This is a genomic window from Enterococcus sp. DIV0800, from assembly GCF_050559735.1.
GTDB lineage: Bacteria > Bacillota > Bacilli > Lactobacillales > Enterococcaceae > Enterococcus_A > Enterococcus_A devriesei.
Window position 1 is genome coordinate 352,108 of the sequence record NZ_CP187899.1, and the last position, 23,439, is coordinate 375,546.

Annotated in this window: 26 protein-coding genes; 7 read left to right on the plus strand and 19 right to left on the minus strand. The window is 40.6% G+C overall.

The window, feature by feature from the left end; genetic code table 11:
- Window positions 1–97: 97 nt before the first annotated feature.
- Window positions 98–715: a hydrolase gene (locus IGI54_RS13590; protein WP_071862470.1), complete on the plus strand. Its 618-nt coding sequence runs from the start codon at window positions 98–100 to the stop codon at window positions 713–715.
- Between the two features lie 227 nt (window positions 716–942).
- On the opposite strand, the gene lacD is transcribed toward IGI54_RS13590, so the two are convergent.
- From lacD to IGI54_RS13615, 5 genes are read right to left on the minus strand one after another with little or no spacing between them, the layout of a single operon-like run.
- Entirely contained in the window at window positions 943–1,932 is a 990-nt protein-coding gene (gene lacD / locus IGI54_RS13595; RefSeq protein ID WP_430621993.1) for a tagatose-bisphosphate aldolase, read from the minus strand.
- Between the two features lie 39 nt (window positions 1,933–1,971).
- Window positions 1,972–2,898: a tagatose-6-phosphate kinase gene (gene lacC, locus IGI54_RS13600; RefSeq protein WP_430621976.1), complete on the minus strand. Its 927-nt coding sequence runs from the start codon at window positions 2,896–2,898 to the stop codon at window positions 1,972–1,974.
- 26 nt (window positions 2,899–2,924) lie between these two features.
- Window positions 2,925–3,440 (minus strand): galactose-6-phosphate isomerase subunit LacB, encoded by a 516-nt coding sequence (lacB, locus tag IGI54_RS13605; RefSeq protein WP_430621977.1) that lies wholly within the window; start codon window positions 3,438–3,440, stop codon window positions 2,925–2,927.
- A gap of 24 nt (window positions 3,441–3,464) precedes the next feature.
- The gene (lacA, locus tag IGI54_RS13610) at window positions 3,465–3,893 is read right to left on the minus strand and encodes a galactose-6-phosphate isomerase subunit LacA (protein ID WP_216429940.1); all 429 of its coding nucleotides are present in this window, start codon (window positions 3,891–3,893) and stop codon (window positions 3,465–3,467) included.
- 53 nt (window positions 3,894–3,946) lie between these two features.
- A complete protein-coding gene (locus tag IGI54_RS13615) occupies window positions 3,947–4,732 on the minus strand; it encodes a DeoR/GlpR family DNA-binding transcription regulator (protein ID WP_430621978.1) in 786 nt (261 codons plus the stop codon).
- 164 nt (window positions 4,733–4,896) lie between these two features.
- On the opposite strand from IGI54_RS13615, the gene IGI54_RS13620 reads away from it, so the two are divergent.
- From IGI54_RS13620 to IGI54_RS13630, 3 genes are all read left to right on the plus strand, one after another.
- On the plus strand, window positions 4,897–5,388 hold the full coding sequence (locus tag IGI54_RS13620) for a PTS sugar transporter subunit IIA (RefSeq protein ID WP_430621979.1): 492 nt from the start codon (window positions 4,897–4,899) through the stop codon (window positions 5,386–5,388).
- A gap of 43 nt (window positions 5,389–5,431) precedes the next feature.
- Complete coding sequence (locus tag IGI54_RS13625; protein ID WP_071862464.1) at window positions 5,432–5,731, plus strand: PTS sugar transporter subunit IIB; 300 nt, start codon at window positions 5,432–5,434, stop codon at window positions 5,729–5,731.
- 122 nt (window positions 5,732–5,853) lie between these two features.
- Window positions 5,854–7,311 carry a PTS galactitol transporter subunit IIC gene (locus IGI54_RS13630; RefSeq protein WP_430621980.1) on the plus strand — a complete coding sequence of 486 codons (1,458 nt, stop codon included), beginning with the start codon at window positions 5,854–5,856 and terminating at the stop codon, window positions 7,309–7,311.
- Between the two features lie 66 nt (window positions 7,312–7,377).
- Here the strand turns inward: IGI54_RS13630 and IGI54_RS13635 are convergent, their stop codons facing one another.
- From IGI54_RS13635 to IGI54_RS13660, 6 genes are all read right to left on the minus strand, one after another.
- Window positions 7,378–8,130: a DeoR/GlpR family DNA-binding transcription regulator gene (locus IGI54_RS13635; protein WP_216429935.1), complete on the minus strand. Its 753-nt coding sequence runs from the start codon at window positions 8,128–8,130 to the stop codon at window positions 7,378–7,380.
- Window positions 8,131–8,277: 147 nt separating this feature from the next.
- Complete coding sequence (locus IGI54_RS13640; RefSeq protein ID WP_071862461.1) at window positions 8,278–9,030, minus strand: class II aldolase/adducin family protein; 753 nt, start codon at window positions 9,028–9,030, stop codon at window positions 8,278–8,280.
- A 17-nt stretch (window positions 9,031–9,047) separates the two neighbouring features.
- Window positions 9,048–9,314, minus strand: a complete 267-nt coding sequence (locus tag IGI54_RS13645; protein WP_071862460.1) for a hypothetical protein — start codon at window positions 9,312–9,314, stop codon at window positions 9,048–9,050.
- Between the two features lie 29 nt (window positions 9,315–9,343).
- Window positions 9,344–10,735 carry a PTS galactitol transporter subunit IIC gene (locus IGI54_RS13650; RefSeq protein WP_071862459.1) on the minus strand — a complete coding sequence of 464 codons (1,392 nt, stop codon included), beginning with the start codon at window positions 10,733–10,735 and terminating at the stop codon, window positions 9,344–9,346.
- Window positions 10,736–10,765: 30 nt separating this feature from the next.
- Window positions 10,766–11,065 carry a PTS sugar transporter subunit IIB gene (locus IGI54_RS13655; RefSeq protein WP_071862458.1) on the minus strand — a complete coding sequence of 100 codons (300 nt, stop codon included), beginning with the start codon at window positions 11,063–11,065 and terminating at the stop codon, window positions 10,766–10,768.
- Window positions 11,066–11,090: 25 nt separating this feature from the next.
- A complete protein-coding gene (locus tag IGI54_RS13660; protein WP_216429931.1) occupies window positions 11,091–11,549 on the minus strand; it encodes a PTS sugar transporter subunit IIA in 459 nt (152 codons plus the stop codon).
- 287 nt (window positions 11,550–11,836) lie between these two features.
- On the opposite strand from IGI54_RS13660, the gene IGI54_RS13665 reads away from it, so the two are divergent.
- Both IGI54_RS13665 and IGI54_RS13670 read left to right on the plus strand, forming a co-directional pair.
- Entirely contained in the window at window positions 11,837–12,598 is a 762-nt protein-coding gene (locus IGI54_RS13665) for a DeoR/GlpR family DNA-binding transcription regulator (RefSeq protein WP_071862456.1), read from the plus strand.
- Window positions 12,595–13,566, plus strand: coding sequence for a 1-phosphofructokinase family hexose kinase (locus IGI54_RS13670; protein WP_430621981.1), 972 nt, complete (start codon window positions 12,595–12,597; stop codon window positions 13,564–13,566). Before IGI54_RS13665 ends, IGI54_RS13670 begins: the two co-directional genes overlap by 4 nt.
- An 81-nt stretch (window positions 13,567–13,647) precedes the next feature.
- On the opposite strand, the gene IGI54_RS13675 is transcribed toward IGI54_RS13670, so the two are convergent.
- Window positions 13,648–16,077: a glycyl radical protein gene (locus tag IGI54_RS13675; protein ID WP_430621982.1), complete on the minus strand. Its 2,430-nt coding sequence runs from the start codon at window positions 16,075–16,077 to the stop codon at window positions 13,648–13,650.
- A 229-nt stretch (window positions 16,078–16,306) separates the two neighbouring features.
- The gene (locus IGI54_RS13680; protein ID WP_430621983.1) at window positions 16,307–17,050 is read right to left on the minus strand and encodes a DeoR/GlpR family DNA-binding transcription regulator; all 744 of its coding nucleotides are present in this window, start codon (window positions 17,048–17,050) and stop codon (window positions 16,307–16,309) included.
- A gap of 157 nt (window positions 17,051–17,207) precedes the next feature.
- Here IGI54_RS13680 and IGI54_RS13685 point away from each other — a divergent pair, with 157 nt between their 5' ends.
- The gene (locus IGI54_RS13685) at window positions 17,208–17,984 is read left to right on the plus strand and encodes a glycyl-radical enzyme activating protein (RefSeq protein WP_430621502.1); all 777 of its coding nucleotides are present in this window, start codon (window positions 17,208–17,210) and stop codon (window positions 17,982–17,984) included.
- A 98-nt stretch (window positions 17,985–18,082) separates the two neighbouring features.
- Here the strand turns inward: IGI54_RS13685 and IGI54_RS13690 are convergent, their stop codons facing one another.
- From IGI54_RS13690 to IGI54_RS13715, 6 genes are read right to left on the minus strand one after another with little or no spacing between them, the layout of a single operon-like run.
- A complete protein-coding gene (locus IGI54_RS13690; protein ID WP_430621503.1) occupies window positions 18,083–19,078 on the minus strand; it encodes a sugar kinase in 996 nt (331 codons plus the stop codon).
- Between the two features lie 45 nt (window positions 19,079–19,123).
- The gene (dagF, locus tag IGI54_RS13695) at window positions 19,124–19,864 is read right to left on the minus strand and encodes a 2-dehydro-3-deoxy-phosphogluconate aldolase (RefSeq protein WP_430621504.1); all 741 of its coding nucleotides are present in this window, start codon (window positions 19,862–19,864) and stop codon (window positions 19,124–19,126) included.
- A 13-nt stretch (window positions 19,865–19,877) separates the two neighbouring features.
- Window positions 19,878–20,972 (minus strand): DgaE family pyridoxal phosphate-dependent ammonia lyase, encoded by a 1,095-nt coding sequence (locus IGI54_RS13700; protein ID WP_430621505.1) that lies wholly within the window; start codon window positions 20,970–20,972, stop codon window positions 19,878–19,880.
- A complete protein-coding gene (locus IGI54_RS13705; protein WP_430621506.1) occupies window positions 20,962–22,068 on the minus strand; it encodes an amidohydrolase/deacetylase family metallohydrolase in 1,107 nt (368 codons plus the stop codon). Before IGI54_RS13705 ends, IGI54_RS13700 begins: the two co-directional genes overlap by 11 nt.
- 8 nt (window positions 22,069–22,076) lie before the next feature.
- Window positions 22,077–23,165: a DUF871 domain-containing protein gene (locus IGI54_RS13710; protein WP_430621507.1), complete on the minus strand. Its 1,089-nt coding sequence runs from the start codon at window positions 23,163–23,165 to the stop codon at window positions 22,077–22,079.
- Complete coding sequence (locus tag IGI54_RS13715; protein WP_430621508.1) at window positions 23,162–23,425, minus strand: hypothetical protein; 264 nt, start codon at window positions 23,423–23,425, stop codon at window positions 23,162–23,164. The genes IGI54_RS13710 and IGI54_RS13715 overlap by 4 nt, the downstream gene beginning before the upstream one ends.
- Window positions 23,426–23,439 lie beyond the last annotated feature (14 nt).

Consider the following 23,439-nt stretch of genomic DNA (forward strand, 5'->3'; position numbering starts at 1 on the left):
ACTGTCCGGGAAGGGCTTTCAAATTCAAGACAAATTCTTCGTACTTTTGATTACTTCGCTGTACAATAAATGTATTAAATTCAAAGGAGTGTCACCTATGACAAGTTATGAAAAACGAACCGATGATCATTTACTTTCTCCAGAGAATACCGTATTGACGGTAATTGATTATCAACCAACCCAAATCAATTCCATCAATTCCATGAACCGTTCTGAGCTGATCCGCAACACTGAGATCGTGATTGAGCTAGCCAAACTCTACAATATCCCGATCGTGCTCTCTACAGTAAATGTCGAAAAAGGTTGGAACACCGATACTATCCCCGTCTTGAAAAAAGCAGTCGGCGAAGACGCACCTTCTTATGATCGCAGCTCCATCAATGCTTGGGAAGATAAAGAATACAACGAAGCGATTAAAGCAACTGGACGGAAGAAAATTTTGATCCTGGCTTTATGGACTGAAGCCTGCTTAACCTTCCCAACTTTGGATGCATTAAAAGAAGGCTACGAAGTTTATCCCATCGTCGATGCTGTTGGTGGTACTTCAACTATTGCTCACGAAACGGCCTTACGTCGGGTCGAACAAGCCGGCGCGCAATTAACTTCAATCGCCCAACTCGCTTGCGAATTACAACGCGATTGGAACCGCGAAGAAACTGTCCCAGGCTTTGACGAATTATTGACCAAGTTTGGCGCGTTTTCAAATTTGAGATAATTAAAAAATCCTCTTACTATCAATTAGTAGGAGGATTTTTTTAGTCAATTCAATTTTGAAACGTTTGTAGCCTATCAATCACCCTCTCGGACTGAACAGTTATCCAAACAAGAGCAGCAATCATCTGAAATGAAATAGCTCGTCGATTTATTTTCATTATTATAAAAAAAACTGACAAATCTCCCTTCATTCAGGAAAATCCATCAGCTTATTTACTTATTCAACCACTAGCCATTGATCAACACAGTGGCTTGGTCAACAGGTGTTGCTGTCTCTTTCAAGACAGCGTTTAATTCCTCGATATTTTTGCGGCCTTGTGTATTCATCCATTCGATGGTGGCTTCTTGGCCTTTGGTGATGAAGCTCTCGACACCATCAGCCCACGTTGCCCGTCCACAAAGAACACCGTTAAAGGTTGAGCCGGCGTTTTTAGCGAAACGTAGGGTTTCTTGGAACAAATCTGCTTTAACTCCAGCACTCAAGAAAATAAATGGCAGATTGGTTGCTTCAGCTTGTTCTTTGAAGTAGTTGGCAGCTTCGGCTTTGGTGCAGACCGTTTCCCCTGTGCCATAGCCTTCCACGTAATTCATATTGACTGGCACTTCAACTTTCAGTACATCCACTCCGTAACGAGGGTCAGAAAATTCTTTCATCATATCAATAACTTTATGGGGCTTGATTTTCGCGTATTCTTTTGAAGTCGCGTCGGAAATATTGGCATCATAGGAAACTAATTCTAAGAAGAATGGCAGTTCTTCGGCTTGACATTCAGAGCCGATGCGTTCAATAAAGGCGTGCTTTTGATCATTGATTTCTTTGGCTTCGTCAATGTCGTAATAAAGTAGGAATTTGCAAGCATCGGCGCCCGCTTCTTTCAAGCGTTTAACCGACCAGATCGATAATAAATCGGGTAAACGACCTGGTGTTGACGCATCATAACCCGTTTTTTCGTAAGCCAATAACAGTCCGGCATTGTCCGCCCGAACATTAGCGGCTGGTAAGCCATACTCTGGGTCCAATAGGATTGATGAGGCATACTGGGTAAGTTGAGCGGACACGATTTTTTTGAACTCAATAATTTCGGCTTCAGTCGCGTCAGATCCTTTAAAATTCGTAATCATTTTCTTCAATGCGCCCCGTTGGTCGATCGCCAAAGCTCCGATTACACCATCTTCGTTACATAATTGCTTCATATACTTGTTTTTTTCTGTAGACATTTCCATATTAACCGCCCCTTATTCATTTTAGGTATTGTTTTAGACACTCGTTACGTTGATTTGTTCGACGAGATTTTGATAATTAGCCAATTGGACAAAGCCGGTCGTTGCTTCCTGCGCATTCAGCATGCCCATGGCGTTTCCATACTTTAAGATTTCTTCTGGTGAAAGACCTTTGGCAATAGCATCGGTCAAGCCCGCCACAGTCGCATCGCCAGAACCAACCGGATTAACGACTTCGATCTTAGGAATTGTCACTTGATAAAAAGTCTCGTTGTATTTGGCAAAAGCACCACCAGCGCCTAGTGAAACCACGATCCATTCGATTCCCGCAAATAACGGATCTGACAAAGCTTCCTTTAATTCAACTGGATCTTTACCGATTGGTTTCCCCAATAGATCAGACAACTCTTCATTGTTCGGCTTGATCAGCAAAGGCTTAGCCTTACCTTGCAAGACCTGCCGTAAGGCTGTACCAGAGCAATCTAAGACGACTGGCTTCGGTTGGCAAAGCTGGATCATTTGACTATAAAAATCCGTGGGCAAGCCTTCAGGCAGGCTGCCGGAAAAGGATAAAATCTCTGCAGTTGCTGCTAGTTTTTTAAAATGCTGCAAGAACGCCGCGGCTTCTGTGGGCTCAACGACTGGGCCGCTTTCCAAGATTTCCGTTTGTTGACCTTCATGTAAGACGGCAATACAATTGCGAGTCTCGCCTTTAATAGAAGAAAAAGCATGTTTGATCTCGGTCTGATCCAAGTCCTGTTTAATCGCTTCACCTAGTACGCCGCCGATCAAACCACTGGCAGTCACATCCGCCTCCAATTGTTTCAAGACACGGGTCACATTCAAGCCTTTACCACCAGCCGTTTTGCGAACATTTTTGACTCGATTGACCGTATCCAATGTAAAGTTTTCTAGGGGATACGAGATATCAATTGATGGGTTCATAGTAATCGTTACAATCATTGTCTGTACTCCTTTAGAATGATCGCTTAATCGTGGTATTCACCACGATCCCATTTTTCGATGAACTCGTCGAAGAAATGAGGATCAGACTGATCTGCACTAGCTTTTTCCACATGGTCAATTTTAGCGATCAATTTTTTGTTGGGTTCGGTTTCTTTATATTCTGCTTTAATGAAAGCTTCGAGAATGTCACAAATCAGAAATTCTCCAGTGATTCGTGCGCCAAAGCCGATCACGTTGGCATCCAATTCTTCTTTAGCATAGATTGCGGTGGTCATATCCCGCACCAACGCACTGCGGACGCCAGGAACTTTATTGACCGCATTGTTGATGCCGACACCGGTTCCACATAGACACACACCTAAATCGGCTTCGCCGCTGGTTACTGCTTCACCGACTTTTTTACCATAAATCGGATAATGAGTCCGCGTAAAATCGTAGGTTCCCATGTCTAAAACCTCATAGCCTTTCGCTTTCAAGAAATCTGATACTGCCATTTTTGTATCTGTGACAATGTGGTCACAGCCGATTGCGATTTTCATTTCATTCATCCTCTCTTATTTTGCTTACGCCATTTTATTTAACATATCGACACGTACTTGATGACGGCCGCCATCATAGTTTGCTTGTAAGAATTCCCGGACGATATTCAGCGCTAATTCGTCCCCAACAATTTTTGAACCTAACGTAATCATGCGAGAATTATTATGCTCTCTCGTCATATACGCACTACGTTCATCAGAAACTTCCGCCGCTACCATCCCTTTAACTTTGACTGCTGTAATAAAGCTGCCGGCACCATAACCATCAAAAGCCACTCCTAAACTGCCTTCATTTTCATTCAAGTCATTCGCAATCGCTAAAGTCGATTCCACAAAATCCTCAGAAGCGGTTTCACTTTTATCGACAACAGTAAATCCCTTATCGATCAAATCTTCCTTGATTATTTCCTTTAGTCTCATGCCGTCACTGTCTGAACCAATTACTACACGCATTTTTTGTTTCCTCCTATATTCTTTTTTCTTATTAATACCTCATCCTCTTAAACTTATTGGATGACGTTGGTATATTGCTGATAAAAACTCTTCAGCTCGGCTGAAAGAGTAGCATCCGTAAACAAACTGTCGATTTTTCTCAGATCATAGAAGGTATAAAAATCACTATGATCGAATTTATTTGCGTCAGAAACCAAACATTTTTCTGCCGCATTGTCTAAGACGATTTTCTGTAAAGTGCCCTCTTCAATGCTGAAATTAGAGACTTCAGGACCCTTCAGTCCATTCACTCCGACAAAGGCTTTCTTGATGCCGATTTTCTGCACCGCCTCGTTAGCGATTGATCCGACAAAGGCCCCCGTCTTTTCGCGATACAAGCCGCCGATCAAGTAAAGCTCATGTTTTTTTGTCTCGCTCAATAGGTTAAACACCGGCAGACTATTGGTGACGATTCGTAAAGAAGACTGTTTGATATATTGGGTCATCAACTCGATAGTCGTTCCCGATCCAAGAAAGATCGTATCGTCTTCTTCATTAATATGAGCTGCCGCGTTCTTCGCAATGTATTCCTTCTCAATCGTATGCAGCTTTTTCTTTTCAGAATGAGAAAGCTCATTTGCTTCTATAGTAGAAAAAGAAGAACTGATTTCTTTTTGAGGACTCATTTTTTGTGCCCCACCATGGACTCGCAGGAGTTTTTTCTTACGAGCAAGCTCTTCTAAATCACGGCGAATCGTCATGTCCGAAACCGCTAATGTCTCTTGAATGAATTTGACCGTAATCGTTCCATAGCGATCACACATCGCTAAAATCGATTGTTGTCGTTCAGTTTTCAGCATAAGTTGTACCTCCACGACACTATGATAAAACATTATCAAACATTTATCAACAGTTTTATGTTTATTATTTTTCGTTTTTGTGTTGGCAAAGTTTATGTAAGCGATTATACTCAACTTATCAACAACGAACGAACATTAACGAACTTAGAAAGGAGCGGTTTTGTTTGAAAAACTTTTTTTTCAAAGATACCACTTATGTTTCTGACAAGTTGACTCAGTCAGAGGTATTTGAAGAAATTTATTTAGATCTCTTAAATAAACAATTAGTAACAGAAGCTTTTTTGGAGAATCTCTTGGAACGAGAAGAAAACTATCCGACAGGTTTAGATCTATCACCTGTATCTGAAATATTGCCGGATATCGCGATCCCTCATACTGAGAGCGAATTCGTACGAACGACACGAATTGTTCCAATCAAGCTAAAAAATGAAATCCCTTTCCATAACATGATTTCACCTAGCGATCAAGTTTCGGCTCACTTCTTATTTATGATCTTGAATCAAAATGGTGAAGCACAAGCCGGAATGTTAGCAGACATTATGGACTTCATCAATTCAGTCGATCAAGAAGTACTATGTAATTTTTTCAAGTTGGAAAGTCCTGAAGCAATTTATCAGTTTTTAGAAGAACATTTTAATGTGGAGGTTTCTGCATAATCTGCAGGATAAAAAATAAATTAAAATCGAGGAGCGAATACAAATGATTAGAATTTTAGCAGCATGTGGCGCAGGAGTTAATTCAAGTCATCAAATCAAAAGTGCACTAGAAGGTGAACTAGGCAAGCGAGGCTATCAAGTCTCTTGTGACGCAGTCATGATCAAAGACATCAATGAAGAAATGCTGTCTCATTACGACATCTTTGCCCAAATTGCTAACACTGATTTAGGTTTCAACGTAAATATCCCAGTAATCGATGCGGGTGCGATTCTTTACCGTATTCCAGCTATGGCAGAACCTGTTTATCAAGAAATGGAATCAGCAATCCAATCAATCCAGTAATTAACGTTCAGCTTCACGAGTGAGACAAAATCCTCTTCGTGAAGCTGAATAAGGAGACGATTACCCAAAAAATACAATAGTGGGAAACCTACTTTCCACTCGTATCAGGAAAGGATAAGACAATGAGTACAATTATCGATATCGCCAATACAGTCTTTACCCCACTTATCAATCTTGGGGCGGCACCTTTAATGACCATCGTATTAACTGTTATCGCATTATTTTTTAAAGTAAAACCGACTCGGGCCCTAGAAGGCGGGATTAAACTAGGGATCGCCTTAACCGGTATCGGAGCAATTATTGGTATTTTAACAACCGCTTTTTCAGGTGCTATGACCGCTTTTGTTGAACGAACAGGAATTTCATTAAACATTACGGATGTCGGCTGGGCACCTTTAGCGACTATCACTTGGGGCTCACCCTATACACTTTACTTCTTATTGATCATGGTGATTGTAAACATCGTGATGTTGGCAATGAAAAAAACCAACACCTTAGACGTCGATATTTTTGATATTTGGCATTTAGCGATCGTTGGCCTATTCGCGATCTTCTGTGGCGCGAACTTATTTATCGCTACTGCACTAGTAATTTTCATCGGTGTTCTTAAAATCTGGAACTCCGACTTAATGAAACCAACCTTTAACGATTTATTGAATGCGCCAGAAAGTAACCCAATGACGACGACCCATATGAACTATATGATGAATCCCGTGATCATGGTTTTCGACAAAATTTTTGATAAACTATTCCCATGGTTAGATAAATACGATTTCGATGCTGCTAAATTGAATAGCAAGATCGGCTTCTGGGGATCAAAATTTGCTATCGGTATTTATTTAGGAATTTTCGTAGGCTTATTAGCTGGCCAAACACCAACACAGATTTTCTCACTAGCCTTTACAGCTGCTGTCTGTTTAGAATTGTTTTCTTTGATTGGTGCCTGGTTCATCGCGGCTGTAGAACCGTTATCACAAGGGATCACCGACTTTGCTAACAAACGTTTAAAAGGACGTACAATCAATATCGGTTTAGACTGGCCCTTCCTTGCCGGCCGTGCTGAAATCTGGGCAGCCGCAAACGTATTAGCGCCCATCATGTTATTAGAAGCAATCATCTTACCAGGAAATAAATTATTGCCACTTGGCGGAATCATCGCCATGGGTGTGACTCCAGCCTTGTTAGTCGTTACTCGCGGTAAATTGATCCGTATGATCGTGATCGGTGCCATCGAGTTGCCACTATTCCTATGGTCAGGTACATTGATCGCACCATTCGTTACTCAAACAGCCAAAGCCGTCGGGGCCTTCCCTTCAGGACTAAGCGCATCAGCTCAAATCTCTCATACTACTATGGAAGGACCAATCGAAAAATTCTTAGGTTACTTAGTTGGTAACGCGTCACAAGGACAAATCGAATTCGTTCTTTACGCCGGCTTAGCATTGGCTGCTTACCTATTAATCTTCATCTGGTATGCACGCCAAATGAAGAAACGTAACGCCGCTTATGCTGCAGAAAAAGAACAAAAGGCTGCACCATCAGTTGCTAACGGCAACGTTGCTTACGCTGAAGCAAAATAAAACAAACAAAGCGACGATCAAAAATTTTATCGTCGCTTTTATTTTCATTTGTATTAAATTCAAAAATCACACCACATATTTCTCTTCTTTTTCAATCTTTTCATAATGTCCCGCTTCATCTCTATCCGTAATAACTGCCGTCACATCCGCCAAATTATAATAGACCGAGAAATCCTTTTTTCCAATCTTCGAACTATCGATCAATAAAAAGCGTTCTATAGAATTATTCAAGGCAATCTGTTGGGTTTGCCCTTCCTCAAAGGTAGAGGTCATGATTTTCTGCTCATTCAAGGCATTACAGCTAAAGAATGCCTTGTGAAAATTCATGTCCTGCAAGGATTTGTTGGTGATTTCTCCTACAAAACACTGCGTCGTCTCCCGCATTTCGCCGCCTAGTAAATAAATTTTCCGATCGTCTTTGTGCTTGTTTAGCTCTTCAAAAACCGGCCAGCAATTCGTAACGATTCGTAGCCCTTCACCGCGAATAATTTTCGCTAATAATTCCATTGTTGTTCCTGGACCTAAAAAAATCGTATCCCCATCATGAATCAGCTCACTCGCCTTTTCCACGATCCGCTGTTTCTCTTCCTGCAAAAGAATTTGTTTTTCCGTATGTGAAAGTTCTTCATGACGATAAAAATCATTCAGCTTCGCCCCACCGTGGACCCTTTCTAAAAGCCCCTGCCGCTCTAATTCATCTAAGTCGCGCCGCACCGTCATATCTGATACCGATAGCTTTTCCATAATATCACTCACGCGAATGGTTCCATTTATTTCTAACAAAGACATGATTGCTTGAAATCGATCCGTTTTTAACATTTCATCGCCTCTCTTCAATGATAGAGTATCAAATTTTGTTGAAATGTTCTAGCTTTAGTTTCGTTATTCGGTCTTTAATCAACAAAAACAAAAAAACTTGAACAAGAAAATCTACGAGATTTTCTTGTTCAAGTAACTTAGTTAACTTTAATCACCGCCGGCAAAAATTTCTTCCCGGTTATAAAGCGGCGTATGGTCTTTTAAATCTTCGATCGTACCGATTTGTTTTCCTTTTGAATAGTAGCCGTCTAGCAGACCCAATGATTGGAAAACCGTTTGTTTATAGGCAATTTCAGCATTCCATTCTGTTGTATCAAGAATCTGTAATGCCTTATGAATCGCTTCGATTCCTGTTTCACCAGGAGCACTGATCAAGACCCCATGACTATTTAATAGTAACATATTTGGAATTGCTAACTGCTCTTTTTCCATATAAGTAGAAACCAATTCAGCTAATTCCGTCGAACAATTTGGTTCAAAATCAAGCACTGGCACATAGCCAATTTTTTGAGTCGCTTCCGTTAAGTTGGGCATATCCAATCCAGAAGTTGCCCAAAACATCGCGTTTGGGGCATGGGCATGTAGCACCGCTTTAATTTCTGGGTTTGTATCATAAACTGCTTCGTGCAAATTAATTTCCCGTGTTAATTGTCCTACTCCATCGATCACTTTGCGAGTGTGTGGTTCTACTACTAAAATCTGCGCTGGCGAGACCTCACCTAGATAAGCCTCTGACATCATTGTAGGGGTCATAATAATATATTCTTTTCCATAATCATCTGTTGTTTTAAAAGAAAAGTTTCCTCCCGCAACATTCGTATTCTTTCGTGCGAAGATCAACTTCACAATTCGTGCTAAATCTTCTCTTTCTCTCTCAAAAATCATCCGTCCGTCTGACATAGTCGAGACCACCTTTTCTATTTTTTGAAAATTCTTTTACTAGTAATCGCAGTTTGAGCCGCATTTCTGACTTCCATCGCTTCTTTGTACTTTCGCTTTCTGCGGTCATCGTATTCTTTAAATAAGATCGGATTGCCATACTTGTATACACAGATTGCCAAAATAATGGCGATAAAATTAAAGATCAGCTGCTGGGTCATGAAGGCTAAGAGAAAACTAATAATCGCAAGAAAGAGAACCAATAGCCATTTCGTTTTTTCTTTATTTTCTTTATTGTTAGTCATTCGTTTTCCCTACCCTTCAATGGTTTGAATTAACCAGCGACTTTCACGCCACTGACTTTTTTATCTACTGTTGCTTCGTATCTTTGGCTTGGAACCTTGGCTTTATTCATGTATTTGTACAACCAAACAAACATGGCAATAAAGGCGATCGCACCAACGATTCCTAAAATATTTCCTTTAAAAGCTTCAGCAAATAAAATTCGAAACTCTGGCCCTTCAATTGATGACCACGTGATTTGCTGGCCCTTTTTAATTCCTTCTACCGCTCCGGTTTTATCTGCTAAACCAGTTAAAATCGGAGTTAAATAAGTTGCTGCGTATAGATAGATTGGCATTGAAATAACGCCCATGATCAGCATTCTGACAAGATTACCACCAGTTAATAACAGCCCACCGACTGCGATAGAATAGTTAATAATCCCAGCTAGTGGTAAAACTGCGTTGCCTGGCAAAATAATTGCGTAGCCAATAAAGACGGGTACTAAAAGAATCGCTGTTACCCAAATTTCTGAACGACCAGCTAATACGGGCCAGTCCAAACCAATATAGACTTCGCGATCTTTGAAACGTTTCTTCATCATTTCAGACATCGCATCTGCTAATGGGGAAAGTGATTGCATGAACATTTTAGAGATCATTGGGAACAATGCCATCGCTGTAGCGATTTGAATAGCCAAGTTCAATGAACCTGATACACCGTATGCCGCAGCTAATCCTAAGCCCAGTCCGATGATGAAGCCCATTACTGAGTTTTCTGAGAAAATCCCGATTTTTTTCTTTAAAGCTTTAGTATCCGCCTGTTTGTTAAAGAAAGGAATTTTATCCATAATGATATTGATTGGCAACAAAAGGACTGCTGAAATATTCATTAAGTGAGTAACCGTTACCAATGGAATACCTGTTAAATCTTCAATATGGCGTTGGAACATATCCCCCATCTTCAATTCTAAAATCACTTGCGCGATTGCTGTAGCAAAACCAGCTAATAAACTGCCGCTGATAAAATACACTAGATATGCCGTCAAAGCTTTGCCCCAAACGTTCCACATATCAACGTTGAGCGTCTTCGTCCAGTTCAAAATCAACATGACGAAGTTAACTCCTAAGACAACTGCGAAAAAGACAAATGCGTAAGACCATGACCAAGTAATGCTCGCCGCTCCAGTCCAGCCCAAATCCAGCGCTGGAAGATTCAACCCGGTATTTTTAGCTAACGCTTCTGAAGCCGGGCTAACTGCGTTGGACATGAAACCGATGACCATCGACATTCCGGTAAAGGCGATCCCTAAAGTAATCGCTGACATAAATGCTTTCTTTAATTTCATTCCAGCAACTAAGCCTAAAATCAAGATAATCAATGGGACAAAGATCGCCGAACCCAACCCTAAGATGTAATTAATAATGTCTTGAAATATTTGCACTTTTTCCACTTCTTTCTATAGTAAGTTTTTTTATTCGACTAACGCTTTGATATCATCATAAATCTGCTCTGAGCCCATCCCCGTCAAGAAAGGAATTCCTGGGAAAACCTTAACACCAAGTTCATCAGCTTTTTCTAAGACTTCATCATCTGGCTGCGCAACATATACATAAATACCAGTTGAGGGTAATTCGGTTTGAATCGATTTATAATCCACCGCATCAACCGGGAAATCAATTCCGTCATCTTCTAACAAACTAGCGATCTTACTCGCGATTGTTTGGCTTGTTGCTACGCCGCTTCCACATGCTACAATCAGTCTTCTTTTCATCATAAATTCCTCCTAAACTTCTCTCTTAAATATTGTTAGTAAACAATTGATAGATTTTATTGATATCTTTTTCGTTAATAAATTCAGTGACAAACTCTTCTTTCATGAATAATTCCATAAACGCTTGCAGTAAACCAACTTGACCTTTCGGATCTTTAATACCCAAGAAAAATAAATTTTTCACCTTCATTTCTTGACTATCGCCCATTTGCTTAACTTTCACCTCATCTTTAAGGCGAGCAATGTATACAAATGGCTTCTCAACATACTCTGGATCAGAATGCGGTAGTGCAATATTGACATGCTGGGTGATCAATCCGGTAGGAAATTTTTCTTCCCTAGTGATAATCCCGTTTAAGTAACCCTCGTTTACAAAGCCGAGCTCCGTTAAGTGTTTAGCAACCTGTTGAAAAACTTCGACCTCATTTTCTCCCTTTAACTCAAGGCTAATCAGTTCTTGATCGAACATCTCCTTGTAATCCATCATTTCGCTCCTTTCTAATAAACGTTGAAACGTTTTGTTAATCTTTGTTAAGATTTGTTTTACAATGTAAATATAAACCGTTGATTTTCATTTGTCAACGCTTTCTTTTATTTTTTTATCAAAAATGCACATTTAATTTCAAGCATATCCCAATTTATTTAACAAACATTAACATAACTTAACAGTTTTCACTTGCTTTTTTTCTTTTCTAATGCTATTAATTGTATATAAGAATTCTAGCTTGACTGATTATTTTGTAAGAGCTTACTTATTAAGGAGTGTTTTCTATGTTGAAAAAGGAGCGGCAAGAAAAAATTTTAGCTTTGCTGCATAAGAACGATTACTTATCAATTCCAGAAATATCGACAAACTTAAATGTTTCAGATATGACGATCAGAAGAGATATCAATGAACTGGCGGAGCAATCATTATTAGTAAAAATTTATGGCGGGGCTCAAAAGCTAGAGAAGATTGAACAAGAATTATCGACCCAAGAAAAAATCGATACGAATGTGACCGAAAAACAATTTATCGGTAAAGTAATGAATAGCATTATTTCAGATAATGATACGATTTATATTGGAGCTGGAACAACTATGCTCCACGCCCTGCCCGAAATCAAAAAAGCAAACTTATTTGTCATCACAAATAGTTTGCTGGCCTTTAATTATTTAATTCATAACACGGATTATCGTGTCTTACTGACCGGCGGAGAGTTTTCTCGAACAACGGAGGAATTTTATGGTGAAATCGCTGAAAAAAGCTTCGATAACATCAACATTGATCGAGCATTTGCTGCTACTAATGGTGTTTTTGACAATAATGTAACCACTGCTAATCCTATTGAAGGTTCGATTCAACGTGTTGCTTTTAAACACGCTAGGAAGAAATATGTCGTGGCTGATAGTTCAAAATTCAATCGGTCCGATGTCTATACCTTCTATTCGTTGTCAGATATCGATTGTTTGATTACAGATGATAAGTTAACCGATACAACTCGTGATTATTACAATACCTTTACTAAGATTTTGAAGGAGGAGCAGGCATGATTTTGACAATTACTCTAAACCCATCGATGGATTATAATTACTTAGTTTCTTCGCTTACGCTAGATCAAGTCAATCGTGTAGAAAATCCTCATACTTCCATTGGCGGTAAAGGGATTAATGCTGGTCGAGTCATTGCACAGTCAGGTGAGAAAGTCATCTTAACTGGCATCCTTGGCGGCCCAGTTGGTCAAAATATCCTAGATACCTTGATAGGAGAAGATCGATATCAACTAGAGTTTTTAACCGTTGATGGCAACTCTCGTAACGCAATCACTATCATGCACGATGATGATATTCATACAGAGTTAGTAGAGCGTGGTCTTTATTTATCAAAAAAAGATGAAGTAAGGTTCTTCCAACATCTTGCTCTGCTCTTAAACAAATACCCCATCAATGTGATTTGTGTTTCCGGTTCCGTCAATTCCGACGATCCCAATTTTCACGGCAAATTATTGCAGTTTCTACGGGAACATTTAGGCAATGAATTCCCGATATTGATGGATATCTCCGGTGAACAATTGGAAAATTGTTTAGCAAATCCTGCTATTCGACCTAGCTTTATTAAACCTAATACGCACGAATTAAGTGAATTGATTGGAAAAGAGATCGATTCACTAGAAGAAATCATCACCATCTTAGAAACGGATCTTTTTGCCGAAATTGAGACGATCATGATTTCCTGCGGTGGTGACGGCGCCATCGTCAAACATAATGAAACCATTTACAACGTTCGGATTCCTGAGGTTCCAATCGTTAATACGACAGGTTGCGGGGATTCTACGGTTGGTGGTATGGCTTATGCCATTAGTCAGAACTTTTCAATTGAAGATGCCATTAAATATGCTATGGCCTGTGGTATTTCCAACGCTCAATTCGAAACAAACGGTACGATTGATAAGGAACAATTAAAGACTTTTATTCCTGACATTCGTTTGGAAAAAATTGCGGCTGTAAGTTCAAAAAATTAAATACGAACATTATAAAAAGACTAGGCAGACCCATGAATCTTGGAATCTGCCTAGTCTTTTAATTATTTGCGTTTGGTCTATCTACAAACTATGCTCCGTCCGCTCAATAATATCATCTTGGGTCGCCTTCGATAATACATTGAAGAACGCCGAATAACCAGCCACACGAACAATTAAATCGCGATGCTTTTCGGGGTGTTCTTGCGCATCGATCAAGGTTTCTCTTGAGACAACATTGTATTGGATATGATACCCATGCAGCTTATTGAAGAAAGCCCGCAGCAGCATGATCAATTTTTGTTTGTCTTCTTCTTTGGCAAGTGTTTGAGGGTTAACCTTTTGATTCAGTAGCACACCGCCAAGAATATCTTCGGTCCGCAACTTCGACACGGATTTCAAGACAGCTGTTGGGCCGTTTTTATCCATGTTATGAGAAGGTGAACAGCCTTCTGCCAGCGGTACCCACGCATTTCGGCCGTCCGGCGTGGCCATGGTGGCTTTCCCTTGGCCGACATTCGCTGAGATCGATGAAGTTCCGGAATAGCGGATTCCACCGATTGGCCCCCGTCCATAGCGCGTATTAGGGTATTTGGCGATCTCATCGATGTAGCTGTCATAGGCTGCTGTAATTAATTGATCGACACGATCGTCATCGTTTCCGTATTTCGGTACATCATTTAAGATCATTTGCTGGATTTCTTGACCGCGCTCACTTGCATAATCTGTCATCAAGGCTTCCCACAATTCATTTGGCGTGACTTTTTCTTCATCAAAGACCAGCTGCTTAATGGCCGCTAATGAATCCGCCATATTGGCAATTCCAACTTGCAATCCAGAAATAAAATCATAGACCGCGCCGCCTTCTTTCAAGGTCTTGCCGCGACCGATACAGTCTTCGGTTAATGCCGAGCATAAAATATCAGGTACATCCCGTTCTAATCCTAAATCAATCGCATTTTCTACGATCACACTCATGCGCGTCAGCTCACGCACCGTTTTGTCCCAAGCCGTTTGAAGTTCCTCATAGGAATGCATCTCTTTGAAATGTCCATAGCCTTGAACAAACCGTTTCCCTGAAACAGGATCGATCCCGTCGTTCATAGCGATCATCAAAATTTTCGGGAAATTCATATAGCTCATACCAGTACAACGATAGCCCCATTTCCCTGGAACCGCCGTTTCCACACAACCGATCGCACTATAATCATACGCATCCGCTTCCGTCACCCCTACCTTCATAAAGGAGGGAATAATGATCTCATCATTGTTGAAAGCTGGCATGCCAAAACCTAGCTTCATCACTTCGATACACTCACTCATGAAACGATTGTCTAACCCCGCGTGATAACGCACGGTCAAATTCGGTTGCGGCAATTTGGTTTGGGCAACACTACGTAAAACTAAGTACGATAACGGATTAACTGCATCTTTTTTATCGCGGGTTTGCCCGCCGATCGTAACATTTTGATAAAGCGGGCTACCGGCACTACTGAACGTATGGGCTTGGCTACGGACCTTATTGACTGTTAAAGTTTTGATCCAAAGGTTCGTCAAAAGCTCCACCGCTTGATCTTCCGTAATCGCCCCTTTTTCCAAATCTGTTTTTAAATAAGGATAAATGTATTGGTCGAAACGCCCATAAGATAAGGAATGACCATTTGATTCGATTTGTAAAAGTAATTGAATGAACCATGTCGCTTGAACCGCTTCTTGAAACGTTTCCGCTGGTTCATAAGGAACCTTTCCACAGATCCGGCTAATTTCTAATAATTCTGCGCGCCGTTTAGGATTCGCAGTTTCCGCCTTTTCTTTGGCTAACGCTGAGAAGCGTTCCGCAAAAGTCTTCACTGCGTCAATCATAATCAAAACTGCTTTGTAAAACTGATACTTATCCAAACTTTCTGGAATCGTCAAATCTAATGCGGCTTTTTCCTTTTTCGTTCGTTCTTCATAACCCTTCAACCCCACTCGCAGCATTTGTCCATAATCTACCGCCAAATGAGCATCGCCAGAGTTCAGTTTACCTTCCATCCCGAAAAAGCCGGTCTCCATAAAGACACTGACTTCATCTGGTAACAGTGCCCAGCCCTTCGCACGCAAGTTATTGTTTTCCCAAAACGGTGCGATGGAACGCAAATCTTCTTTCGTTTTTTCCGTAATATAGAAAACATCGCCATCACGCTTTTCAAACAGATCCAATTCATTCAGCACAAATTCCATCGTATATTCAGGAAAAATTGGCGCATCCCGATTAGAAGAAGCCTGATTGCCTACGATTAACGTCTCTTCTTCAATAAAGATCGTCATTTTTTCTAAAATATTCTGCAACATCAGCGCCCGTTTCACTGTACTCGGCTGATTTTGATGCTGTTGATAGGCCTCCGTCGCAAGCAACGCCCGCTCAGCATCAATGTACGGTTTTTTCGTCAGAACAGATTCCCGAAAACGATTCATACGATTCGTTAACTGACCAAAATACGGCGCATTCAGTTCTTTGGTTTGGATACTCATGATTAGCCCCCCCTTTTTTCATTCGTAACTTATTTAATCTTCTTTCGTAAATATAGTAGCATGTGAATAGAAATACAGTCAAGCGGATTTAAAACGATTCCAAAACAAAAAAAGATACTGCACCAATGTGCAATATCTTAAAAAATCTGAGCGCTTATTACGTTTACTAACAACCCCCGTGAACGAGAAATTAATTTTTTTACAGCTATCTCCAAGGATTCCACCAACTTTATACTGTATACACATCAATCTCCTGCTTTTTCATAAATTCCAACGCTGCTTGATCAATTCGCTGATCGGTAAACACCTTACTGATCTCACTAAAAGCAAACTCGGAAACAACACCGTTTTGGGAAAACTTGCTAGAATCGGTCAAAACAATCGTTTGATTGGCAGCCGTCGCTAACGTTCGAGTAGTATCGCAACGTGTAATATCGCTACCGGTAAAGCCGCGGCGTTGGTCAAACCCGTCAATGCCGACAAATAATTTATCGACGTAAAATTCACTAATCACTTGCTTGACCAACGGCCCCACGTTAACTTGTGATTCTTTTTGATATTCCCCACCGATCAAGATCACCTTGACCGATTCAGCCTTGCGGATGTAAGACGCGATAAAGCAGGAATTCGTAATGATGGTGATGTCGTTACGATTAAAAGCCAACTCTTCTGCTAAAAGGGCGCAAGTCGAGCCGGACTCGATCATAATCACCTCGCCGTCATTGACGATTTTACTAGCTTCCAACGCGATTTTATGTTTTAGATCATAGTTTTGCGCCAAGCGGTAATTGATGTCGTCCATATTGTTTAACAACGCATAACCATGCTGGCGATGCAAAAGACCACGGGCTTCTAATTTGTCTAAATCTTTGCGAATCGTTACTTTCGAAACATTCAACAACTCCGAAAGCTCATTCACTTCGATTTTCTTTTTTTGACTGACGATTGCCAAAATCTCTTCTTCTCTTGACATACGCTCTTCTCCATTCACTTCTGTCATTGGCTTTAGCCTATCATAATTTTCTCTTTCGAACAACTTTCTGCTTATTTTATGTTTCGAACGTAACAAATTATATTTACGTTAATAAATATTTGTGATACACTCAACTTGACTAAAAGGAGGACTTCTTATGATTGATCAGGCATGCATTTTCAATATCCAAAAATTTAGTATTCACGACGGGCCTGGTATTCGGACCGTGGTCTTTTTCAAAGGTTGCCCTTTACGTTGCTACTGGTGTTCCAATCCCGAGTCCCAAGCCGGAAAGCCGGAAAAAATGTGGGACGCTCAAAAGAAGGCGCCGACGATCGTGGGTGAGTATAAAACAATCGACGAGATCATCGAAGAAGTTATGAAAGATGAAGTCTTTTACGAAGAATCTGGTGGCGGCGTCACTCTTTCCGGTGGCGAAGTCTTGTATCAAGCAGAATTTGCCACCGAATTGCTGCGGCAATTAAAAGCAAAAGGGATTCATACTGCCAGTGAAACCACTGGCTTTGCTAAAGCAGAAGTGTTCAAAAACTATCTCGAGCAAGTGGACCTACTTTATTTTGATGTGAAACATCACGATGAAGAGCAACATAAAGCCGGAACCGGCGTCTCACTAAAGCCAATCCTGAAAAATCTCGCGTTAGCTATTAAACAACAACAGCAGTTAATCGTCCGGGTTCCAGTGATCCCTAACTTCAATGACGGGCCAGCAAACGCCACTGCTTTTGCAAAATTATTTAACCAAATGGAAATCACAGCTGTCGAACTGCTGCCTTTTCACCAGTTCGGCGAAAAAAAATATACCTTTCTAGAACGCAGCTATCCCATGCAAGATGTTCCACAACTTCATTCTGAAGAGTTGGATTATTTTAAGGAGATCTTGGAGGCCCATCAGATTCAGTGTCATGTTCAATAAAAAAGTACAGTTTTAGTCCTAGATCCTCCTGAATACAACAGCAAAAAGCTGAACCATTCGTAAATGGGTTCAGCTTTTTATCATCATATTTCTTCTAATTAACGAAGCAAATCGATTCCTGGATTTTTTAATACCGTGAGAACCTGTTCTTTGGTCGTCAAAGGAACATCTCCGTGAATCGTATGGGCTAAAACGGCATTCATTGTTGCGAACTCTACCGTCTCAACTATTGGCCAACTTTCAGCATAGCCAGCTAAAATACCAGCAGCATAAGCATCGCCAGCACCAATCCGATCCAAGATAGTTAGTTCATGTCTCTGACTAACCACCTGTTCCGTACGATTATAAAGAAAGCCCTGCAGTTGTTTTTGATTCTTTTCGCTTGTTCTTTTTGTCCCAGCGAAGCATTCTACTTGATAATTTTCCATAAACTCTCGGATCAATGCCTCCTCACTCGCGACCTTCTCCATCTGTAACAATTCAGTCAAATCCCTCGTACTGCCAAAAACGATATCACAATAAGGTAAGATCATTTCATATTGCTTTTTCATGAAGGCAAATTTATTCGGCTCAGTATTCAAACTAGGACGAAAGTTAAAATCAAAACAGACTTTTTTCCCCGCTTGAGCAGCTTTTTTTGCCAGTTCATGAGCGGCATTTCGTGTGTCATTTGTGAGACTTAAAGAGATTCCACAAATATGAATCAGGTCACTACCCTCAACGACTGCCTCAAAATCGTAAGCTGTCGAGTCACTTACTCCAAATGAACTATGATGACGATTTTGATAAGTGACTTGAGTGGGGCGTTGACCAAAGCCATTTTCTGCGAAATAGCTGCCAATATGCTGGTGGGCAAAGTGTAGTAAATTTGGTCGGATCCCATATTTCATAAGCGCTGATTTGGCTACTTGACCTAAGCGATTATCTGGAAGCACCGTCACTAAAAAAGTTTCATAATTGAATTGGGCCAAGTTAGCCATGATGTTGACTCCAGTCCCCGTATAGTCCATCCGCAATTCGTTTGTTTGATCTAATAAGAAAGATTCAGGCGGGGTTAATCGCAGCATAACTTCGCCGAAAGCCGCAAATCTCATAGCAGTTCTCCTTCGTAAAACATTTTTATTTCTAAAATATAACAGTTAGCTCAAAACACGCTTACACATTGTTAGCAATGCTTCGACATCTTCGGGACGTGTATCCCCTGTCTCTGAATCAATGATTGAGCTATAAACATGCGGGATAATCTTTTTAACACCAGCATCCACGGCAATTTGGAGAATTTCTTCAAAGTTTTCTAAATCGATTCCGCCGGTTGGTTCTAAATAAAAATCATAGTTTGCACAAGCTTCTGCCACTGCTTTAAATTCTTCTTTATGGGCTAAACCCTTCATAGGAAAATATTTGATTGAACTTCCACCCATGTCTTGTAATAATTTAATCGCCGTCTCGATTGGAACGATTCCCGCAGCTCCCTGTGAACTAAAAGGGCCCGTTGCGATATTTACATAGCCGGCTTTACCTGTCGGAGATACTAAGCCGTTGATAACTGTCTCCGTTTGACCTAACAGTGCTCTTGAGGTGCCTACTCCAGTGAATACTTGGTTTACGTGCTGTGGTTGCAACTCTCCTGAGATGCGCGAGACCATCTGACTTTGGTTTGGATCTCCCGCACCTAAGCCAACGGACAACGCATTATTGGTAGCGGCTTGATAGCTTTTCATATCGGTGATTGCCGCTTCATCGCTGGCATAATTTTTTGATAATACCCCTAAAACAACATGGCCTTCCGCTGCTTCATAACAAGCTTTAGCGTTTTCGACGGAGTTGGCTAAAACATTTAAACAAATTCGATCTTCTAAGTAGTTAGGTAATAATGACATTCTCTTACTCCTTTTATTTCATAATTTCTTGTAATCGTTTTTCGATCATACGCATTTCTTGCTCATTGACCGACCGAACATCAAATTCGATAATGCCATTATTGGCTTGGTACTCTCTCGTATACACAGCCGGAGACTCCGTCTTCAGTTTGGCGATCACCTCTTTTGCTGTTTGATTGCCAGAAACTTTCACACTTCCACGATAAATGTCTCTGCCCGCACCGTCTTGGACGATCGAAGCAGTCAAGCCATTGATTTGATTGACTGCTTCAATAAAGGGCTCTAACCGCAACTTCATGGCTGTACCTGATTCGCTGCCATTTTTCAAATAATCCTCAATCGCTTGAGTGAAGCCAAGAATATTATCTTTGCCGATCTTCATGGCTCTGCCAATCCCTTTACCTTGCAAGCGAACCCATTCGATTTCTTTTTTCTTACCGATCACTAAACCAGCGCTAGGGCCTTCAATCGCTTTTGCACCTGAATAGATGACTAGGTCTGCCCCGGCTTTACTATAGAAGAATAAGTCTTCCTCTGCAGCTGCATCAACGATCAGGGGTACGTGATTTCTCTTCGCTACCGCCGCGGCTTCCTCAACTGACAGCATACTTTTTTGTACAGTGTGGTGACTCTTAATATATAAAATCGCTGCAGTCTCATCAGTAATCATCATCTCTAAATGATCCCCTGAGCACATATTGGCGTAACCGGCTTCTTTCACTCGACCGCCACCTTGCTCTACCATTACTTCCACAGGTGTTCCATAGTCTACATTATGTCCTTTTGGTAAAACAATTTCACGCTTTGTTATTCTTTCAGTATAAGGATGATAGGCGTGGTAACGATCTCCTTGCCCAATGACTGCTGCAATACTTTGAGCAATTCCAGCTGATGCAGAAGAAACGATCTGTGCGTCCTCAACCTTCAAAAGCTGAGCGATATAAGCGCCTGTTTTTTCGCTCAAATCAGCCATTTCAAAAAAGTGCTCACCACCGAAACGCTGCGCTTGTAAGACTGCTTCCGAGACTTTTGATACACCTAAGATAGTCATGCGACCAGATGCGTTGATTACTTCTTTCAATCCTAACTTTTCAAAATTAATTGTCATAGATTTGACCCCCAATAATCGTTTTCACAGGCATAATGACTTCCTTTGCTGAACGGATATTCCCATTAGAATCAACTAATTCTCTGTTCGAGTTGTCAAAAGTAAAGACCGTGATGTCCGCATCATAACCTACAGCTAATTTCCCTTTATTTTTTAAATGGAAGCTTCTTGCCGGTACTTCTGTCACCTGCTTGAGTATCTCATCCCAAGAATACCCTACTACAAACAGTTTTTCCATCGTAGTTGCTAGGTCATAAACCGGGCCATTTTGACGATTACGTACATAAATATCTGAACTGATAGAATGACTTTTCATCCCTTCATTCAATGCTTGCTGGGCCACCGAGAAATTGAAGCTATCCGTTCCATGACCAATATCAAAAATAATCCCCTTATTATACGCATCCCAAACAAACGATTTTATCCGTTTAGTATTACGATCAAAGATGCCATTCTCTTTTCCATTGAAGCAATGCGTCAGTACGTCTCCTTTGTCCATCAATGCTAAAATCGCTGATAATTCTGGCGGCGCAGAACCGACATGTACCATTAAGGGCAATTCGCTATACTCACTTTGAAATTCTTTGGCTAATTTTAATGGTTCAATTCCGCTGGAACCGACCACTGTTTTACTCATTCGGGCTTTTAAACCAACGATAAAATCGGGATATTCTTCAAGTGCTTTTTGGACAGCTTCACGCTGTACCTTCGTTAAATCTGCCAACTCATCTTGTTTAACGATTCCCCATTTGGAAATATTTAATAGTGCAAAGACATTTGTTTTGGTTTTTTTAGTCAATCGGCAAAAATCGCCAATATTTTCGGCTCCCGTCGTTCCAGCGTCAACCACCGTTGTGACCCCGCGTTTTACCCCGACTTCATCAGGATAATCGTAATAAAGAGTCATTTTTTCATAGCAGTGTACATGGTCATCAATCCAGCCAGGAGAAACATATTGATCCTCTGTTAAAATAAGTTCCCCTTGACATTGATCCATGATTTTATCAGCAACTTCAACTATTTTCCCATCAGAAATTCCTAATTCAAATTTCTGTCCGTCAATCAATTTGGCATTTCGTACAATTAAATCCAACATTTTCGTTCCTACTTTTCTGTAAATTTGAATTTTGACCATGGATGAATAAAAGGTAACAGAATTTTTTCATCTTCAATGATCTGCCCTACTTTATTCTTTCTCGAATCCTTATGCGGCTGCAAAACAACCTGCAGCTCGTTTTTATATTTTCCGAAAGTGTCATTGCCGATCACGATATCCCCCGGTTGAAATTCGATGGAGTTATCATGAGGCGGATTGGTCTCTTGCCCATATTTTTTCCGAACAAATGTCGAACGGACCATTTGATCAGTAATATCTCCGCGACGATAATGTTGCTCAGTCAAAACAATCTGTTTTTCTACTTCATTGACGTCGGGAACAAACTCCACAGTAAACGCTGTTTGATAACGATCCACTTCTCCCATCGCCTTTAACTCGGACTCAGACGCATAGGCATTACCGATGATCACATCATCAATCAATTTGGTTGCAAATAGATGCTTCGTCGCTGTCTCTACCGGCAGATGACGATGCATTTCCAGCGTTGGTAAGCCATCGTTAATGTCCCAAGGACCAATATTTCCAGCTTGCGAAGTAATAAAGGCGGCCGTTCTGATTCCATGATTTTTGAAGCGCTCACTGCATTTTACAAAGAAATCATACGGCAATGCCGTGCCTTCCTGCGGATAAAAATTATGACAGCCATACAAAAAAGGCGTATTGGCTTCATAAGTTAGGATATTATCTAGATAGGCTACATCATTACTCATATTCAATTCAATCGCCACACCAAAGGGATTATAAGTCAGCATCGCTTCCTTATTCCCGTCAAATCCCAAATCTAAGCGAATACCATCAGCTCCCAATTCGTGGAAGAAACGCATGTCATCATAAGAGATTTCTAACTCTTCAAAAATATTAGGAGCCACATCTAAAATTGTTTCATAACCAAGTTCTTTCGCAAAGAAAATTAACTCCTTATATTTCTTTTTAACAACTTCCTTGCCATCTGTGACCTCCAACATACTCATAAAAATTCTGTCAAATCCATACTTATGAGCCAATTCAATATAGGCCTTATCTTGATCAAGCTCACTGTGATCTGGATAAACTGAAATTCCTAATACACGTTTCATACGCTTTTCCCTCGTTCCATTTCATCAAATTTTGAGCGGTATTTATAAGCAATCAAAGAAGCTGAACAGACTGTAATCGTCATCACCAAGAAAGAAGCGATATGTAAAAGAATACCCAATACGATTGCTAGAAAAATAGCTCCTAATGATCCTAATAAAATATATCTAAGTTTCATGTTTTGAAGCGTTTCAGGCAATTTCCCTTTTTCTAAATAGATATGACTTGCAAAAAATAGAATGATTACATAAATCAGATTCATACTATCACCGAAGA

Coding starts and splice junctions, on each gene's coding strand:
- IGI54_RS13590 (WP_071862470.1), top strand. CDS start 98: ATGACAAGTTATGAAAAACGAACCGATGATCATTTACTTTCTCCAGAG.
- lacD (WP_430621993.1), bottom strand. CDS start 1,932: ATGTCTACAGAAAAAAACAAGTATATGAAGCAATTATGTAACGAAGAT.
- lacC (WP_430621976.1), bottom strand. CDS start 2,898: ATGATTGTAACGATTACTATGAACCCATCAATTGATATCTCGTATCCC.
- lacB (WP_430621977.1), bottom strand. CDS start 3,440: ATGAAAATCGCAATCGGCTGTGACCACATTGTCACAGATACAAAAATG.
- lacA (WP_216429940.1), bottom strand. CDS start 3,893: ATGCGTGTAGTAATTGGTTCAGACAGTGACGGCATGAGACTAAAGGAA.
- IGI54_RS13615 (WP_430621978.1), bottom strand. CDS start 4,732: ATGCTGAAAACTGAACGACAACAATCGATTTTAGCGATGTGTGATCGC.
- IGI54_RS13625 (WP_071862464.1), top strand. CDS start 5,432: ATGATTAGAATTTTAGCAGCATGTGGCGCAGGAGTTAATTCAAGTCAT.
- IGI54_RS13630 (WP_430621980.1), top strand. CDS start 5,854: ATGAGTACAATTATCGATATCGCCAATACAGTCTTTACCCCACTTATC.
- IGI54_RS13635 (WP_216429935.1), bottom strand. CDS start 8,130: ATGTTAAAAACGGATCGATTTCAAGCAATCATGTCTTTGTTAGAAATA.
- IGI54_RS13640 (WP_071862461.1), bottom strand. CDS start 9,030: ATGTCAGACGGACGGATGATTTTTGAGAGAGAAAGAGAAGATTTAGCA.
- IGI54_RS13645 (WP_071862460.1), bottom strand. CDS start 9,314: ATGACTAACAATAAAGAAAATAAAGAAAAAACGAAATGGCTATTGGTT.
- IGI54_RS13655 (WP_071862458.1), bottom strand. CDS start 11,065: ATGAAAAGAAGACTGATTGTAGCATGTGGAAGCGGCGTAGCAACAAGC.
- IGI54_RS13660 (WP_216429931.1), bottom strand. CDS start 11,549: ATGGATTACAAGGAGATGTTCGATCAAGAACTGATTAGCCTTGAGTTA.
- IGI54_RS13665 (WP_071862456.1), top strand. CDS start 11,837: ATGTTGAAAAAGGAGCGGCAAGAAAAAATTTTAGCTTTGCTGCATAAG.
- IGI54_RS13670 (WP_430621981.1), top strand. CDS start 12,595: ATGATTTTGACAATTACTCTAAACCCATCGATGGATTATAATTACTTA.
- IGI54_RS13675 (WP_430621982.1), bottom strand. CDS start 16,077: ATGAGTATCCAAACCAAAGAACTGAATGCGCCGTATTTTGGTCAGTTA.
- IGI54_RS13680 (WP_430621983.1), bottom strand. CDS start 17,050: ATGTCAAGAGAAGAAGAGATTTTGGCAATCGTCAGTCAAAAAAAGAAA.
- IGI54_RS13685 (WP_430621502.1), top strand. CDS start 17,208: ATGATTGATCAGGCATGCATTTTCAATATCCAAAAATTTAGTATTCAC.
- IGI54_RS13690 (WP_430621503.1), bottom strand. CDS start 19,078: ATGAGATTTGCGGCTTTCGGCGAAGTTATGCTGCGATTAACCCCGCCT.
- dagF (WP_430621504.1), bottom strand. CDS start 19,864: ATGTCATTATTACCTAACTACTTAGAAGATCGAATTTGTTTAAATGTT.
- IGI54_RS13700 (WP_430621505.1), bottom strand. CDS start 20,972: ATGACAATTAATTTTGAAAAGTTAGGATTGAAAGAAGTAATCAACGCA.
- IGI54_RS13705 (WP_430621506.1), bottom strand. CDS start 22,068: ATGTTGGATTTAATTGTACGAAATGCCAAATTGATTGACGGACAGAAA.
- IGI54_RS13710 (WP_430621507.1), bottom strand. CDS start 23,165: ATGAAACGTGTATTAGGAATTTCAGTTTATCCAGATCACAGTGAGCTT.
- IGI54_RS13715 (WP_430621508.1), bottom strand. CDS start 23,425: ATGAATCTGATTTATGTAATCATTCTATTTTTTGCAAGTCATATCTAT.